The following is a 16,034-nucleotide window of genomic DNA, read 5'->3' as shown; positions in this document are numbered from 1 at the left end:
GCGATTCCGGTCCGGGGGAGGACCTCGGAGGCCAGGGCGAGCCGGCGCCGGGCTTCGCTGATGCCGATCCGCAGGCGCGCGCGCAGGAACTGCGCGGCGTCCCGGTAGCCATCATCGGCCACCGCGGCAGCGTCCGCCGCAGCAACACCACCGAACCCAGCACTAGCAGACCCGGCAGCAGCAGTAGCGGATCCAGCGACAGCATCGAAACCCGTGGCGGTGGCGAAACCTGCAGCAGTAGCGGATCCAGCAGCAGCAGCGGATCCACCGACAGCAGCAGACCCTGCAGCCGTGACGGTGGCGGTGGCCGGGTTTGGTCCTGTCGTGGGGGCCGGGACGGCATGGTCTGTGGTTCCGGGGTCTGTGGTTGCGGGGTCGGTCCAGCCGGTCTGCCATCCCGTGCCCGCCGCGGAGGAGGGCCGTGCCTGCTGGGCTTGGGTACGGGTCCGTTCCACGGCGTGCGCCGCGATGACCTGCAGGTATTCCACGGTGCGGGAGATCTCCTCCACCCGCCCGGCGAACCCCGCGGCTTCGGCAAACCCGAACGACAGGGCACCAGCCACGGTGAAGGAACGCAGGCTTTCCAACGCCTCAACACTGTCAGCCAGCGCACCCTCAATTCCCAGAGAACCATCAATTCCCCGTGCATCCTCAATTCCCCGCGCGTCCTCAAGCCCGTGGGAAACGCCGTGCCCAGGGGAATCGTCACGGTCCGCGTCATCGGGTTCGGGGACGGGCAGTGGTTTGATGCCGCGAAGCAGCGCCATGGCCCGTGGGCTGTCCGAACCGGTGACTGCCGCCGTCGGGCTTTCAAAGCCGTCCTGCCCGTGGGCAGCACCGGCGTGGCTTCCGAGGGGAACGCGTCGGGGGCGCAGCGAGGCGCCAGTCACTGCTGCCCGCCGCGTCAGAATCTCCCCAATGCTTCCCATGAATAAACCCTCTCAGCAGGGTCTGACATTATTAGGAAGCCCGATAAAAGCCCTCAGCCCGGATAGGCATACTCCTCATCTGTCACTAGCTCGCCCCACGTTGTTTCGGACCCGTCTGCGGCTCCGGTGGTTTCCCACATGGCAAGGTGGCTCATGAAATGCTCCGGAGCAGCACCGTGCCAGTGCCATTCGCCCGGCGGCGTGTAGATGGTGTCACCTTGGCGGACCACCTTCACCTCTGCTCCGCGCGCCTGGACCAGGCCTACACCGTCCGTCACGTGGAGCGTCTGACCAGCCGCGTGGGTGTGCCAGGCCGTTCTAGCGCACGGAGCGAAGCGGACGATGTTCACTCGAAGTCGGGAGGGCGCGTCTCCCTTGGCGATGACGTCGAAGTAGACGTCGCCGGTGAAGAGCCCTGATGGCCCCTTGGTGCTGGTGGTCTTCGGGGTAATGTCCATGGTTCCTTTTTCTTGGTGGAATTGGTTGCGGTTCGTCGTGCGGAGGTCGTGGCGGGTTTCAGGCGGTCCCCGACGATCGGACGCGGGAACTACTTCTTGCCGATGTAATGCTGCCGGACGTTGTGCGCCGCCCAGCGAACACGGAAGTCTTCGCTGCGCCTGGACAACTTACCTACGAGGCCAGCGAGTCCACGGTCATAGGGGCGACGCCGGCCGCGGTCCGCATGTGTTCCAACGGTATGGCTTTTGGCCTTCCAAGGGAGTCCCTGTCATTACCCCTAACAGCAGTAACTCCTTGCATTTCGGAAAAGGGGGTTAGATGGAAGCATCCACTAATCTTCATCACGCAGGAGAAACATGCCTTCCGCTAACGCTTATGCTTCACCTTCGGCCACGGGCGACCTCACCCTGACCACCATCGAACGTCGCGAGGTTGGACCTCACGACATCCACATTGACATCAAGTTCGCTGGTATCTGTCACTCGGACATCCACACGGTGCGCGGCGATTGGGGTCCCCAGCAGTACCCGCTTGTCCCTGGCCACGAGATTGCCGGCATCGTTACCGAAGTTGGCCAGAACGTCACCAAGCACAAAGTGGGCGACCGGGTTGGTGTTGGCTGCATGGTCAACTCGTGCAAGGAGTGCAGGAACTGCTTGGCGGGCGAGGAACAGTACTGCCTCAACGGCAACGTGGGCACCTACGGCGCAATTGACCGTGACGGCACCGTCACCCAGGGCGGATACTCGAGCAGCGTGGTGGTGAACGAGGACTTTGTGGTCACCATCCCCGAAGCGCTGGATCTCGACGTCGCTGCACCGCTGCTGTGCGCAGGCATCACGACCTTCTCCCCTCTGCATCACTGGGAGGCCGGTCCTGGCAAGAAGGTCGCGATCGTGGGCTTGGGCGGCTTGGGCCACATGGGTGTCAAGATTGCCCACGCCATGGGTGCCGAGGTGACTGTCCTCTCGCAGTCCCTGAAGAAGATGGAAGACGGCCTCAAACTGGGCGCTGACCACTACTACGCCACCAGTGATCCTGCCACGTTCGAGCAACTGGCGGGCACATTTGACCTCATCATCAACACCGTCAGCGCGTCCATCGACATCAGCGCCTACCTGCAACTGCTGAGCCTTGACGGCACGCTGGTGAACGTTGGCGCGCCGGCCGAGCCGCTGCCGGTGAATGCTTTCGCGCTCATCGGTGGGCGCCGCAGGTTCGCCGGCTCCATGATCGGCGGAATCCGCGAAACCCAGGAGATGCTGGACTTCTGCGCAGAGCACGGGCTCGGTGCCGAGATCGAGGTCATCCCGGCCAGCAAGATCAATGAGGCCTATGAGCGCGTGCTCGCCTCCGATGTGCGTTATCGCTTTGTCATTGACACGTCCACCATCGGCTAGCACGCCGGCCGAATAGCAAGACCACTGATGGGGCCACGTCTCCTCGCAGCCTTCAGGTTGATCGAGGGGCGTGGACCTTTTAGTGCCACCAAGCAGGGACAATAGTGTGGTGACTTTCAGACTGGACACCATCGGCGCAGGACTGGTCTTCGCTGATTCCTTGGGAAAGCTCACCGCCGCCCTCAAGAGCCAGGGCGACGGCGGAACGGTGGTCGTCCAGGCACCGCCCGGGACGGGAAAGACCACCTTGGTTCCTCCGCTGCTGGCCAACCTTGTGGGGGAGAGGCGCCTGGGCCAGCCCCGCGTCGTCGTCACCCAGCCGCGCAGGGTGGCCGCGCGTTCAGCCGCCCGCCGCCTTGCCTCACTCGACGGCAGCCGTCTGGGCAGCCGGGTGGGTTATACAGTCCGCGGCGAGAGCAAGTCGGGTTCGGACACTGTGGTGGAGTTCGTCACTCCGGGTATTCTCTTGCGGCGCCTCCTGGTTGATCCCGGACTTGAGGGTACGCAAGCAGTGATCCTGGATGAGGTCCACGAGCGTGGCCTCGAAACTGACCTGCTCGTTGGCATGCTCGCGGAAGTCCGGGAACTCCGCGGCGACCTCACCCTCGTGGCCATGTCGGCAACTCTTGATGCCGCACGTTTCGCCGCTCTGCTGGGACGAAGCGCCGACGGCGGCGCGCCAGCTCCCGTCGTCGACTGTCCTTCCGCGCTGCACGCCCTGGAAGTCCAGTGGGTTCCGGCCGCGGATCAGCGCTTGAACGATCGCGGCGTGGCATACAGCTTCCTGAACCATGTTGCCGAAACAACGGTGGCTGCCCACGAGGAAGCGCTCATGGTAAACCCCGACGTTGACGCGTTGGTCTTCCTCCCAGGCGTCCGTGAAGTGTCCGACGTCGCCAGCCGGCTCCGCGGGCGGGTCCAGGCCGGTGTTGAGATACTTGAGCTGCACGGCCAGATCGGCCCGGACGCTCAGGACCGGGCGGTTTCAGGCCGGGAACCCGGTGACCCTCCTCGAATCATCGTGTCTACGGCGTTGGCCGAGTCGTCACTGACGGTGCCGGGCGTCCGGCTCGTTATAGATTCCGGCCTGTCCCGTGAACCGCGTCGTGACGCGGGCAGAGGCATGTCCGGACTGGTGACGGTGTCCTGCTCAAAGGCTTCGGCCGAGCAGCGGGCCGGCCGCGCAGCGCGCCAAGGACCGGGCAGGGTGGTTCGGTGCTACGACCAGCAGGCCTTCGCCGCCGCGCCAGCGCACCAAACCCCCGAGATTTCGGTGGCCGACCTCACCAGCGCCGGTCTCGTGCTCGCTTGCTGGGGAGCCCCCGGGGGCCGTGGGCTTGCACTGCCCGACGCACCACCGCGCGCCGCTATGGATGACGCCGTCGAGGTCCTTCGGGAACTCGGTGCGGTGACAGTGGAGGGAACTGTCACGGACTTGGGCAGGACGCTCGCGAAGGTCCCGGCAGACCCTCGGCTCGCCCGCGCGCTACTGGACGGTTCTACGATGGTTGGCCGTCGCCTTGCCGCTGAAACAGTGGCATTGGTAGCCGGTGATCAACGCGCGCCTGGCGCCGATCTCACAAAACTCCTGGCGGCAGTTCGATCCGGATCACACCCGGCAGCCCGACGATTCGCCGAGGACGTCAAACGGATGGAATCGCTGGCGCGTCAGGAGACCTCCAACACCGTTGATCGACAAAGAATCGATTCACAACGGGCACTGGACGTTTCAGCGAGGGAGGCTCCGGGGTTCGTGGTCGCGTTGGCCTTCCCGGACCGTATTGCCAGGCGGGTGCCCGGCCAAGGGACGCCAACGTATCTGCTGACATCGGGCACGAGGGCTGGCCTGCCCGCAGGTAGCGCCCTGGCCGGCCATGACTGGTTGGCCGTGGCGGAGGTTTCACGCGCCCAAGGCAGGGATGCCGCGGGCACTGGCGCCGTGATCCGATCGGCTGCGCCCCTGTCCGCCGAGCTGGCGGCGGCTGCGGCGCCGGAGCTGTTAGTGGAGGACGTAACAGCACGTTTCGCCCAAGGGCGGGTGACCGCCAGGCTTGAGCGGAGGTTGGGAGCGCTGGTACTGTCCTCGACGCCCGTGCGCCCCAGTGCCGAGCAGGGCCGGCATGCTGTTGCGATTGCGCTGGAAAAGGCCGGACTCTCCATGATCGGGTGGTCCGCCGCGGCAGATGGGCTGCGCCGGCGTCTGGCGTTGTTGTATCGCGAGCTCGGCGATCCGTGGCCGGATGTCAACGAATCCGCGCTGTTGGCCAGATTGGATGACTGGCTTGCCCCAGAGCTCGAATCCATGGCCACCGGCACCCCGGCCACCACCATAGACCTCATCGATCCACTTAGGCGCCTGCTCCCTTGGCCCGAGGCTTCCGCCTTGGACAGCCTGGTGCCTGAGCGCCTTCAGGTGCCCAGTGGCTCGCAGGTGCGAATCGAGTACCCAGAGGTCTCTGATGGCTCCGAGGGCCGGGATCGAAAGAATATGGAGCACGACGGCGGGAGCCCGGTTGTAGCGGTCAAGCTACAGGAATGTTTCGGCTGGGACCGCACGCCTCGCCTTATTGAGGGAAGGGTACCGGTGCTTTTCCACCTTTTGTCTCCCGCCGGCAGGCCGTTGGCGGTGACAGCTGATCTCACGTCGTTTTGGTCCGGGCCCTACTCCCAGGTTCGGGCAGAGATGCGTGGGCGCTACCCCAAGCATCCCTGGCCCGAAGATCCGTGGACGGCACTGGCTACGTCCAAAACCAAGAACCGCATGTAGCCAGCCGATCAAAGAATGCTAGGCAAGCCTTTCCAACATGAACTGGATCTCGCCGTCCACGAAAGTACCTACAACGCTGCTGGCGGCCAAGTCATCCGGGGCCGTAGTCAGTGGATCGCGCTCGAACGCGGTGAAATCGGCGCGCTTGCCCACCGTGATCGAGCCCGAAACGTCCCACAGTCCTGCAGCCCGTGCCGCATGTGAGGTGTAGCCCTCAAGCGCTTGGAGCGCGGTGAGTGCCTGGGCTGGTGCGATGGGTTCCTGCTCCGGATGTCCGGAACGGCGCCGCAATTGGGCGTCTGCAATGATTGGCAAGGGTTCGTACGGAGCAATCGGCCAGTCGGATCCGATGCCCACCGTAACTCCAGCCTCGCGGAGGTCCCTGCAACGCCATGCCCGGTCGGCTCGGACCTTGCCAAGCCTGCTAGACCAATTGTCACTTTGGTCTGCCACGGAATAATGCGTGCAGTGTGTCGGCTGCATACTCGCCACCACTGCGGCGTGCTGGAAGCGTTCCACCAGCTGGTCCGGCACCGTTTCGATGTGTTCAATCCTGTGAACCGTCTGGCGGAGTACGTCCGAGGTCACAACTCCGCGGAGCGACTCCAAGGCGTCCAGGACGTGTTCCACGCCCGCATCGCCAATGGCGTGGGTCGCCGTCGGGATGCCACGGGAGGCAAAGTAGCGAACCGCAGCTGTGTATTCTTCCGGCCGGGGCCAGAATGGCGCAGTGGATTGGCCGTACAGATCCGGCTCGTAAAGCCACGCGGTCCCGTTGTCCACGGTTCCATCAACGAACAGTTTGATGGCCTCGATCGACCAGCGGCGTCCGCCGGTGCCTACAGTTCGGGCAAGTTCCTTCCACTCGGCCACGCCAGTGCCCGGCATGCACCACGGCGCACTCCGCAACCGCAGGGGCAGCTCGCCGTCGGCTTCCAAAGCCTGAAATAGAGCCGTCGACTCCTCGTCATGGTCCATGACGTGCCCGCCGGTCAGCCCAGACCGGGCGAAGTCCCGGAGCAGGTTACCCAGGCGGGTCTTGCGTTCCTCGAACGATTCCTTGGGAATGTGACGCTGCACCAGTTCAATGGCCGCAGCTTCCAGGAGCATCCCGGTAGGCACGCCGTCGGCGTCGCAGACCACCTCAGCGGACTGGTCAAATTCGACGCGGCCGCCTATCCCGGCCAATTCCAGTGCCCGGCTGTTTGCCAGCGCTGAATGGCCGTCGAACAAACGGATCATCGCCGGCCGGTCTCCGGAGACTTCGTCGATCACACTCCGGTGCAGGGGTACTGGGCCAAACGCGTTCGGATTCAGACCCCAGGCACGCAACCAGCCGCCGTCGTTTCCCGATGCGGGATTTGCTGACTCTGCACGCAGCAGCGCGCGTAGTTCAGCCAATGTGGACGCGCCGGACAGATCGCAGCCAATGGTCAGGTCCAGGCCAAACACGGGATGGATGTGGCAATCCACCAGGCCTGGCGTGAGTGTTGCGCCGCCAAGATCCACTACCCGCGTGCCGGGCTTTCGCCACTGCTGGGCGTCCTCCCGCGTTCCAACGGCGGCAATCAACCCGTCGCTGACGGCAACGGCCTGGATGGCTGATCGGGAACCGTTATCCGGCTTGTCGTCGAGCGTGTGGATGGTGTCGGCAAGGACGATGAGGTCAGGAGTCATGGGTTTCGAAGCTTCCAATCCGGGCGAAGATGTCGGGACGGGCCCTGCGTAATCGGCGGGCTGTCAGCAGGCCTGCCAGGAAAACAAGGGGCGTCACCAAGAGGAGGATGGTGTTGGTGAGGGCATCGGCGAAGGTCAGGAGTTCGATGTTGATGGCGATCAGGGCCACCACGCCAAAGAGCAGGATGGCTGAAGCGATGCTCAAGGGAATGAGCAGTCGGTTGGTCACGGCCTCAGGGTTGCGCCGAAGGTAGATGAAAGCTGCCACGGACACCAGGCCCTGCAAGGCGACGATGCCGAAGATGCCGGGGGTGTTCACCCAGATCAGCAGCTGCCTGTAGGGGTCGGCGCCGGCGATGGCGCAAATGATGATGACGACGGCGGCGAGGGCTGTCTGGATCTGCCCGGCGCGGTGCGGGGACTTGTACTTCGGATGGGTCCTGGCGAGGAATGCGGGGAGGACGCCGTCTTTGGCGAGCATGTAAACGTAGCGGTTGATGGCATTGTGGAATGCAAGCTGGGAGGCATAGACGCTGGTCACGATCAGCACGTACATGACAACCTCTGCCCAGGGACCCACGTAGTGGTTGATCGTGGCGAAGAACATGCCATCGGCCAACTCACCGGCGGCGGCCATCACGTCACCATCGCCATACGCCTGGATGACCGTCCACACGATGAACGCGTAGAACACGGACATGAATCCGACAGCAATGTAGGTTGCCCTGGGCACGGACTTGTCCGGGTTGCGGGCCTCACGGCGGTAGAGCACGGTGGATTCAAACCCCATGAAAGCGGCGAAGCAGATGGCAAGGATGGCCAGGACGCCCGGCGTGAAGGCATGTTCGGGGGAGAAGGAGGCAACGCTGATGCCCTGTGCGCCGCCGTTCGCCAGAATGCCGGCACCCATGACGGCAAGAATGGCGGTCTCGGCAATGAGCAGGACACCCAGGACCTTGGCCCCAACGTCGATGCCCCGATAGCCAAGGAACCAGACGGCGGCGACGGCCACCAGTGCTACTGCGGGCCATGGGACGTCCAAGCCAAAGAGTGTCCGGAGCATGGCTTGGGTCTGGACTGCGAAGAGTCCGTAAACGCCGATCTGCAGGCAGTTATAGGAAATGATGGCGAGAATGGCGGAAGCCAGCCCCACCGTTTTTCCCATGGCAAGTGTGATGTAGGTGTAGAAGCCACCGGCTGCTTTGACGTGCTTGGTCATGGCCATGAAAGCCACAGCGAAGATCAAGAGAACGGCGCCGGCGATGACGTAGCCCATGGGGGCGCCAATGCCCCCGATGCCAATGGCCACAGGTGCCACGCCGGCCATTACGGTCAAGGGGGCTGCTGCGGAGATCACCAGGAAGGCAATGCCGCCGGTGCCGATGGCATTCTTTTTGAGCCCGTTTGCAGCATCCGCTGCGGGAGGGCGGGTTTCGATTTCAGACATGGTGTCCTCGGAGGTCCGATGCGGGGAGATTTGATGGGGAGCCGGTCAATAAGCGAAAGGCTTTCGTTTATCGTAGGGCCTTGTGACTGGGCGCACAATACCTTTGCCCAAACTTCTGGCTAGAGTCGTAACAACACATTGATTGGAGAACCCAATGCCACGCCCGCTGGTTCCGCTGATATCCATCGACGCGCTCGTCACGGCTGCCTTGGAGCTGGTTGACGAGGCCGGGGACTTCAGCCTGCCCAAACTGGCCAAGAGGATCGGCGTCAGTCAATCGTCCATTTACAACCATGTCAGCGGCCGGGAAGAAATACTGGAACTGATGCGCGGACGGATCATCGCCGAGAACCCGTACACGCTCCATGAAGGGCAGGACTGGGAGGATGCCATCAGGGTCATCGTCCGCGCCTACCGCGACGCGTTCGACCGGCACCCCCGACTGGCGCCCCTGCTGGTGTTGCAAACGGTGCAGAACGATCAGGTACTGGCTCTCTACGAGAATTTGGCGGTTGCCCTGGAAAATGCCGGTTTCCAGGGGCAGGATGTGGTTTCGGCGATCTCCACGATCGACAGTTTTGCCTTGGGATTTGCCTTGGACCTGGCGGCTCCCGACGTCGTGTGGGCACCTCCGGTTCACGGCTACCCGGCCCTTACCCAGGCGTTAACGCACGCGGGTCCGCCGGATCAGCGTGGTGAAGCAGCCTTCGATTTCGGTTTGGAGATCCTGATAGCCGGACTCCGTTCGCGCCTCAAATCCGGGGTGCTGTGAACGGTGCTGGGAACGCTGCTGTGAATCCTGTACAAGCCTGGTGGGCGGCTGTGGTCCGTGGCTTCACCGACGTTCACACTACTGCCGTGCCACTACCTGCGTTGTTGGTGATTCTCGCAGCAGCAACCATCTTGAGCATCCCTCGAGTCACGTGGAGATGGTTCGGTCTCTACGTGACGTTCGTCCATGAGCTTGGCCACGCCTATGCCGCCCTCATGACGGGGCGGTTTGTCCACAGCCTTCGCATTGGACTGGATCATTCGGGCCGCCTCGTCAGCAGCGGCCGAAGCCCTTTTGGTGCGGCCTGGTCAGGGTTTTGGGGATATCCTGCGCCCGCAGTCGTGGGACTTGCCTTGATTGCTGCGTTCGCTGCCGGCCGATCAGGGGCCGCGATGTCTGTAGGCGCCCTCATCCTGCTGGTCTCCCTGATTTTCCTGCGCAACCTGACAGGGATCCTCGTGGCCGTGGTCAGCGCAGCTATCGCCCAGGTTTTGGTCGTCTTCGGATCGCCCACAATCATCAACTACGCTGTGCTGGCCCTGGGTATCGCCCTGTCAGTGGGTGCCGTGCGCGACCTTTTCAAGCTCGCCGGCGTCCATACACGGCGCCGGGACCGGCTCGGAGCATCGGACGCCTACATCCTTGGCCGCACCACGGGTGTCCCATCATTCCTGTGGCTGACAGGATTCTCCGTGGTCATCACAGGAAGCACAGTCACGTCAGCATGGTTATTATGGGGGATGGTCCCGGCCTAGGACCCGTTGGCGGCTTCGCCGCCGGCTCTTCGTCCTCGGCTGGGTCTTGCCCTGTGGTCGCCTCAGGGTGTCCAATCCTCTTACACGTTCGAACCTTTCGGCGCGTTCGAACTCCGAGCTTGGATACGACACCAGGAGGTGCTCATGTCCGCGAAGGGCACACGGGAGACGGCTAAGACGGCCGGACCCGGCACACCCGAGTCCCGGCGAAGCGAGAACGGCACGGCTCTGGCGGCAAGTGATCCCGCCAAGATCCGCAACGTGGCCCTCGTGGGGCATTCAGGTGCAGGGAAGTCGATGCTGGTAGAAGCGCTCTTGGCTGCGACAGGGGCCATCACCAGGATGGGCTCGATTACCGAGGGAACCACCGTCAGCGATTCAGACCCCTCAGCCATCCATCAGCAAAGGTCCGTCACCTTGTCGGTGGCCCCGATTCTGGTAGGCGAGGTAAAGGTAAATCTGATCGACACTCCGGGATACACGGATTTCACGGGGGAATTACGGGCAGGATTGAGGGCCGCTGACGCGGCCCTCTTTGTCGTCTCCGCTGTGGACGGCATCGACGGCGCCACCATCGCCTTGTGGGGTGAGTGCGAGAAGATCCGCATGCCGCGGGCTGTCGTAGTCAGCCGCCTGGACCATCCCCGCGCGGACTTCAGTGCCGCCGTCGTGCGTTGCCAGGAAGCCTTCGGCGAGTCCGTCCTCCCGCTGTACCTGCCCTCTGGGGGAGAACTGGCTGGGGTGCTCCACGGGAGCAGCGATGATCCTGCCGTGGAGGAAGCCCGCGGCCCTTTGATTGAAGGGATTATTGCCGAAAGCGAAGACGAGACCCTGATGGACCGCTACCTGGGCGGTGAAGAGTTGCCGTTGCAGGACCTCATCAAGGACCTGGAGACGGCCGTGGCCAGGGGCTCCTTCTTCCCGGTAATGGCTACTTCGGCGGAGACGGGCCTGGGGCTTCCCGAGCTCATGTCACTGATGATTGATGCTTTGCCTTCGCCCCTGGAACGCACCGCGCCCCCAGTGATGAAACTCGATGGTTCGTCCTTGAAAGCACTGGAATGCGACCCCGCAGGACGCCTGGCTGCCGAGGTGGTGCGGACGACAGTGGATCCGTTTCTGGGCCGCGTCTGCCTGGTCCGTGTTTTTTCCGGGACCCTCCGTGAAGATTCAGCTATCCACATCGGCGGCAGGGGATTGGCAGACAGGGGCCACGAGGACCACGACAGCGATGAGCGCGTAACCCATCTATACTCGCCCGTCGGATCAAGCCTGAAGGCTGTTTCGCAGTGCATAGCCGGTGACATTTGTGCCATCAGCAAGCTGGCAAACGCGGAAACCGGCGACACTGTCTCGGACAAGGACGCCCCACTGCTGATCGAAACCTGGAACATGCCGGAGCCGCTGATGCCGATAGCGATCGAAGGAGTCTCCCGCAGCGACGAGGACGCGCTGGCCAAGAGCATTGGCAAGGTAGTCGCAGCAGATCCGACGCTTCGGGTGGAACGCAACCAGGACACGCACCAGTTGATTCTGTGGTGCATGGGTGAGGCGCATGCTGAGGTGATCTTGGACAGGCTGCGCAACCAGGGCGTCAAGCTTCAAACAGTTGAGGTCATCACGCCGCTGCGGGAAACCTTCGCCAGCAAGGCCGCCGGGCACGGCCGGCATGTCAAGCAATCAGGTGGACATGGACAGTTCGCCATCTGCGACATCGAAGTTGAGCCGTTGGCCCGCGGGGAGGGGTTTGAATTCGCTGACAAGACGGTGGGCGGTGTTATACCCGGTACGTTCGTCACTTCCGTGGAAAAGGGCGTGCGTTCCCAGATGCTCAAGGGCGTTTCGGCCGGGTTCCCCGTGGTGGACATCAAAGTCACCTTGGTGGGCGGAAAAACCCACAGCGTGGATTCCTCGGACGCAGCCTTCCAGGCGGCCGGTGCGTTGGCGCTTCGCGAAGCCGCCGCAACGGCAAGGATCCAGTTGCTGGAGCCCGTGTCCGCCGTGGTGGTCAGTGTCCCGGACGAACACGTGGGGGCGGTGATGAGCGATCTGTCGGGCCGGAGGGGACGCGTGACCGGAACTACGGCAGCCAACGGCGAAGGTACTGAGATTACGGCAGAAGTACCTGACCAGGAACTTCTGCGCTACGCCGTTGAACTTCGGGCACTGACAGCGGGTACCGGCCGCTTCCGGCGATCCTATCTGCGTCACGAACCAGTGCCGAAGTAGTTCCTCAACTGTTTTCCCTCATGAACCCCGCTACCGCGGGTGCAAGCGAGGCACCTATCTCGGCGGCACTTCGCTTGAGGCCCTTGACCACGAACGAATGGTCGGCGTCCTGGCTCCACTGGAGAGTCGCCGTCGGGCCAATTCTGGCAACCACAGACTCCAGGAGTTCCGGCGTCGCGAACGTATCGCGGGTGCCCTGGAGGAAGAGCATGGGCACCGTTATCCCGTAGAGGTGTTCATCGCGGAGCTTCTCCGGTTTACCCGGGGCATGCAAGGGATATCCCAGGTACACCAGGCCACTCGTGGGCATTCCCTCAGCCACGGCCATGGATGCCATCCGACCCCCAAAGGATTTTCCTCCTGCCCACAACGGTTCATCGCCTGCAAGCTCTGCGGCCTTTTCCATGACAGCGCGCCACGTGGCTATGGCTGCCGGCGGGCGGTCGGGGAAACGTCGTCCTGCTTCCCGGTACGGAAAATTGAAGCGCAGAGTACTGACGCCGTCCACCGCCATCGCCTCGGCAAATCCCTGAAGGAAGGGGTGTTCCTTTCCCGCTCCGGCGCCATGGGCAACTACGAGGGTCGCGAACGACTCCTCCGGAAGGACATGGATTCCCGACACCTTGGTGTCTCCCACGGCAACGGTCAGGGCGGTTTCAGTGTTTGGCATGTATCCATCATGGTGCAGTTTGGCCTGGAGCTGTCAGGCGCAACGTCACGCCGTCCGAAAAAAGGAACCCAGGATGCTGACGTGAACGCCCTTGACGGGGTAGCTTGTGGCCATGGCGAGCGAATCAGCAACAGTCTCCGTGCCCGGTCCCGAGGGCCCCCGCGAAGTTCGGATTTCAAGTCCAAGCCGCGTCATGTGGCCTGAGGCCGGGCTGACGAAACTGGACCTGGCCAACTATCTTGTGGACGTGGGGGACGCTTTTGTGGCGGCCAACGGCAACCGGCCCGTCAGCCTCCAGCGGTACTCGGGCAGCATCGACGGCGAGATGTTCTTCTCCAAGAACCCTCCCAAGGGTGCGCCGGACTATGTCCGCTCGGTCATGGTGACGTATCCGAGCGCCCGGACCCATCCGCAGTTGGTGATCGACGAGCCCGCCGCCGCGGTGTGGGCAGCGCAAATGAACACGGTCGTTTTCCACCCGTGGGCTTCCCGTGCCAACGATCCCGACAATCCCGACCAGCTGCGTATCGACCTCGATCCCCAGCCGGGAACCGACTTTGATGACGCCATACCGGCTGCGCAGGAACTGCGTGCGTTGTTGGACGAAGCCGGGCTGAGGGCCTTCATCAAGACCTCGGGCAACCGGGGACTGCATGTGTATGCGCCCATCCATCCCAAGCATGAATTCCTGGAAGTGCGCCACGCGGTGATCGCCGCCGGCCGGGAGTTGGAGCGGCGGATGCCCGAGAAGGTCACCACTGCATGGTGGAAAGAAGAACGCGGGACCAGGATCTTCGTGGACTTCAACCAGGCCAACCGGGACCGGACGATCGCCGGTGCCTATAGCCCGCGCGCAGTGCCGAATGCACAGGTATCCTGCCCGCTGGCGTGGGAAGAGCTGGAGAATGCAGACCCGGCTAAATACACCATCACCACTGTTCCGGACCGGCTGAAGACGACAGGCGACCCGTGGGCCACTATGCATGAGAAGCCCGGAGACATCGACGTCCTTCTGCAATGGTGGGAGCGCGACGTCAAGAACGGCCAGGGCGAGATGCCGTTCCCACCGGAATTTCCCAAGATGCCGGGGGAGCCCATGCGGGTACAGCCCAGCCGGGCGCGTAAGCAGGAGGAGTAAACGCAGGAGCATGTGTGCATCGAGGTTCACGCGGGGGCATTGTGACCGCAACGCTTGTGTGCGGCCTGTTCCTCGCTGGCTGCACGGGCGAACCGCAGCCCAATCCGCTTCCGCCGGGGCCAGTGACAAGCTCGACGCCGGCCCCTCCCACGGTGCCCGTGCCGCCATTCACAGGCACCTCCCCCGCACCACCGCCAACACCCGCCTTTCGTGAGTTGCAGGCAACCTTGGAACTCTTTAGCCGGGAGATGCTCCAGAACGGTGCGCCGGCGGTGCTGATAGAGGCCAGGGCCGGGCAACAAGTGTGGAGGCACGCGGCAGGTGTCAGGAGCCTCGGGGGAGGTGCTCCTGTGCAGGCGGATGATCCGATCCGGGTGGGCGGACTCACACGGACCATGGTTGCAGTTTCCGTGTTGAAGCTGGTGGAAGAAGGCCGGGTGGCACTTGAGGATTCGATCGCCAAGTACCTGCCGGGGATCGACGTCCTCCTTCCGCCGGAGCCAGAGTCGGTGACGGTCCGGCAATTGCTGGGCCACACCGCAGGCACTCCCTTAGCCAGTGGACTTTCGGATTATGCAGTGCTTGGTTTTTTGGTGGAGCGGCTCCGAGGCGCTCCACTGGGCGCGGTGCTGCGCATGGACATCCTGGATCCCTTGGATTTGCACTCAACCATCGTGTTGGACGAGAGCCCCCTTCCGGATGCCCTGGTCCACGGTTATGCGGTGGTGCGGGGTGAAACCGTGGACGTCACGCGTTCCGCGCAGCCAGGCGGCCCGGCTTCAGAGGGCGTCATCGCCAGCGTGGGGGACATCAACACCTTCTACGCAGCGTTGCTCAAGGGGCAGCTGCTGTTACCGCAGAGCCTCGTGGAGATGAAGGGATCGGTTTTCGCCGATTACGGATTGGGCCTGGACCACTGGAATGACACGTGCACCAACGGCTTCTATTACGGCCATTCAGGTGACGTACCTGGCTATGGCACCATCTCGATCAGCAGTGCTGATGGAAACCGTCAGCTCACCATCTCATTGGCCTACCCGCCGCTGCCCCTGTCCACACAGCCCTCGGCCATCGCCTTGGAACTGACAGGACTGGCCCAGGTTGCTTTGAACGCGAGCTGCCGCTTTCAGTTCCGCTGATCCGCCCGGGGGGATGGACGGATGGGCCCCTATTCGAACCGTGAAGGATCGCCGGTTCCGCGGCGCACCACTTCTGCCGTGCCGCTGGAGAAGTCGATCACTGTGGTTGGCTCTGAACCGGTATCGCCGGAATCGATCACTGCGTCCACTTCGTTGTCCAGCCGTTCCTTGATTTCCCAGCCCTGGGTCAGCGGCTCCTCCTGGTCAGGCAGAAGGAGCGTGCTGGACAGCAATGGTTCACCGAGCTCCGCCAGGAGCGCCTGGACCACTTTGTGATCCGGAATGCGCACCCCAACGGTCTTCTTTTTCGGGTGGAGCAGGCGCTTGGGAACCTCGCGGGTGGCCGGAAGGATGAACGTGTAGCTGCCGGGGGTGACGGCCTTGATGCTGCGGAATACATCGTTATCGATCATCACGAACTGCCCCATTTGGGCAAAATCCTTGCAGACCAGCGTGAAGTGGTGTTTGTCGTCCAGTTGCCGGATGGTCCGGATGCGATCCAGGGCTTCCCTGTTGCCGATCTGGGCGCCCAGGGCGTAGCAGGAGTCGGTGGGGTAGGCGATGAGCCCACCGCTTTGCAGCATGTTAACCACTTGGCCGATGGCGCGTGGTTGGGGATCTTCAGGGTGGACGTCAAAGAATCTGGCCATGG

The 16,034-nt window shown here is 63.3% G+C and carries 12 protein-coding genes and 2 pseudogenes; 7 read left to right on the top strand and 7 right to left on the bottom strand.

Annotated elements, in window-relative coordinates:
* The 3 genes and pseudogenes from ACFX4T_RS21085 to ACFX4T_RS21075 all read right to left on the bottom strand — a co-directional run.
* Positions 1-929: pseudogene (locus ACFX4T_RS21085) on the bottom strand (hypothetical protein); the annotation flags it as partial.
* 53 nt (positions 930-982) lie between these two features.
* A complete protein-coding gene (locus tag ACFX4T_RS21080) occupies positions 983-1,387 on the bottom strand; it encodes a cupin domain-containing protein (protein ID WP_377653890.1) in 405 nt (134 codons plus the stop codon).
* An 89-nt stretch (positions 1,388-1,476) separates the two neighbouring features.
* Positions 1,477-1,620: pseudogene (locus ACFX4T_RS21075) on the bottom strand (hypothetical protein); the annotation flags it as partial.
* Between the two features lie 124 nt (positions 1,621-1,744).
* Between ACFX4T_RS21075 and ACFX4T_RS21070 the strand changes: the two are divergent.
* Both ACFX4T_RS21070 and hrpB read left to right on the top strand, forming a co-directional pair.
* Positions 1,745-2,788: an NAD(P)-dependent alcohol dehydrogenase gene (locus ACFX4T_RS21070; RefSeq protein WP_223946118.1), complete on the top strand. Its 1,044-nt coding sequence runs from the start codon at positions 1,745-1,747 to the stop codon at positions 2,786-2,788.
* Positions 2,789-2,897: 109 nt separating this feature from the next.
* Positions 2,898-5,555, top strand: coding sequence for an ATP-dependent helicase HrpB (hrpB, locus tag ACFX4T_RS21065; RefSeq protein ID WP_377653887.1), 2,658 nt, complete (start codon positions 2,898-2,900; stop codon positions 5,553-5,555).
* An 18-nt stretch (positions 5,556-5,573) separates the two neighbouring features.
* On the opposite strand, the gene ACFX4T_RS21060 is transcribed toward hrpB, so the two are convergent.
* Positions 5,574-7,232 (bottom strand): amidohydrolase, encoded by a 1,659-nt coding sequence (locus ACFX4T_RS21060; RefSeq protein ID WP_377653885.1) that lies wholly within the window; start codon positions 7,230-7,232, stop codon positions 5,574-5,576.
* Positions 7,222-8,679, bottom strand: a complete 1,458-nt coding sequence (locus tag ACFX4T_RS21055) for an APC family permease (protein WP_377653883.1) — start codon at positions 8,677-8,679, stop codon at positions 7,222-7,224. Before ACFX4T_RS21055 ends, ACFX4T_RS21060 begins: the two co-directional genes overlap by 11 nt.
* Positions 8,680-8,833: 154 nt before the next feature.
* On the opposite strand from ACFX4T_RS21055, the gene ACFX4T_RS21050 reads away from it, so the two are divergent.
* The 3 genes from ACFX4T_RS21050 (at position 8,834) to ACFX4T_RS21040 (ending at position 12,435) form a co-directional block, all read left to right on the top strand.
* A complete protein-coding gene (locus ACFX4T_RS21050; protein WP_377653880.1) occupies positions 8,834-9,451 on the top strand; it encodes a TetR/AcrR family transcriptional regulator C-terminal domain-containing protein in 618 nt (205 codons plus the stop codon).
* Positions 9,452-9,471: 20 nt separating this feature from the next.
* Positions 9,472-10,206: a M50 family metallopeptidase gene (locus ACFX4T_RS21045; RefSeq protein WP_377653878.1), complete on the top strand. Its 735-nt coding sequence runs from the start codon at positions 9,472-9,474 to the stop codon at positions 10,204-10,206.
* A 144-nt stretch (positions 10,207-10,350) separates the two neighbouring features.
* On the top strand, positions 10,351-12,435 hold the full coding sequence (locus ACFX4T_RS21040) for an elongation factor G-like protein EF-G2 (RefSeq protein ID WP_377653876.1): 2,085 nt from the start codon (positions 10,351-10,353) through the stop codon (positions 12,433-12,435).
* A gap of 4 nt (positions 12,436-12,439) precedes the next feature.
* Here the strand turns inward: ACFX4T_RS21040 and ACFX4T_RS21035 are convergent, their stop codons facing one another.
* Positions 12,440-13,105, bottom strand: a complete 666-nt coding sequence (locus tag ACFX4T_RS21035; protein ID WP_377653874.1) for an alpha/beta family hydrolase — start codon at positions 13,103-13,105, stop codon at positions 12,440-12,442.
* Between the two features lie 112 nt (positions 13,106-13,217).
* On the opposite strand from ACFX4T_RS21035, the gene ligD reads away from it, so the two are divergent.
* Positions 13,218-14,243 (top strand): non-homologous end-joining DNA ligase, encoded by a 1,026-nt coding sequence (ligD, locus tag ACFX4T_RS21030; protein WP_377653872.1) that lies wholly within the window; start codon positions 13,218-13,220, stop codon positions 14,241-14,243.
* 41 nt (positions 14,244-14,284) lie between these two features.
* On the top strand, positions 14,285-15,382 hold the full coding sequence (locus ACFX4T_RS21025) for a serine hydrolase domain-containing protein (RefSeq protein WP_377653870.1): 1,098 nt from the start codon (positions 14,285-14,287) through the stop codon (positions 15,380-15,382).
* A gap of 29 nt (positions 15,383-15,411) precedes the next feature.
* Here the strand turns inward: ACFX4T_RS21025 and ACFX4T_RS21020 are convergent, their stop codons facing one another.
* Positions 15,412-16,032: an L-threonylcarbamoyladenylate synthase gene (locus ACFX4T_RS21020; protein ID WP_216925826.1), complete on the bottom strand. Its 621-nt coding sequence runs from the start codon at positions 16,030-16,032 to the stop codon at positions 15,412-15,414.
* Positions 16,033-16,034: the final 2 nt, after the last annotated feature.

Source organism: Paenarthrobacter sp. YIM B13468 (genome assembly GCF_042788025.1).
GTDB classification, from domain to species: Bacteria; Actinomycetota; Actinomycetes; order Actinomycetales; family Micrococcaceae; genus Arthrobacter; species Arthrobacter aromaticivorans.
The sequence above is the reverse complement of the archived record's forward strand: the minus strand, read 5'-3'. Positions and strand labels throughout refer to the sequence as shown.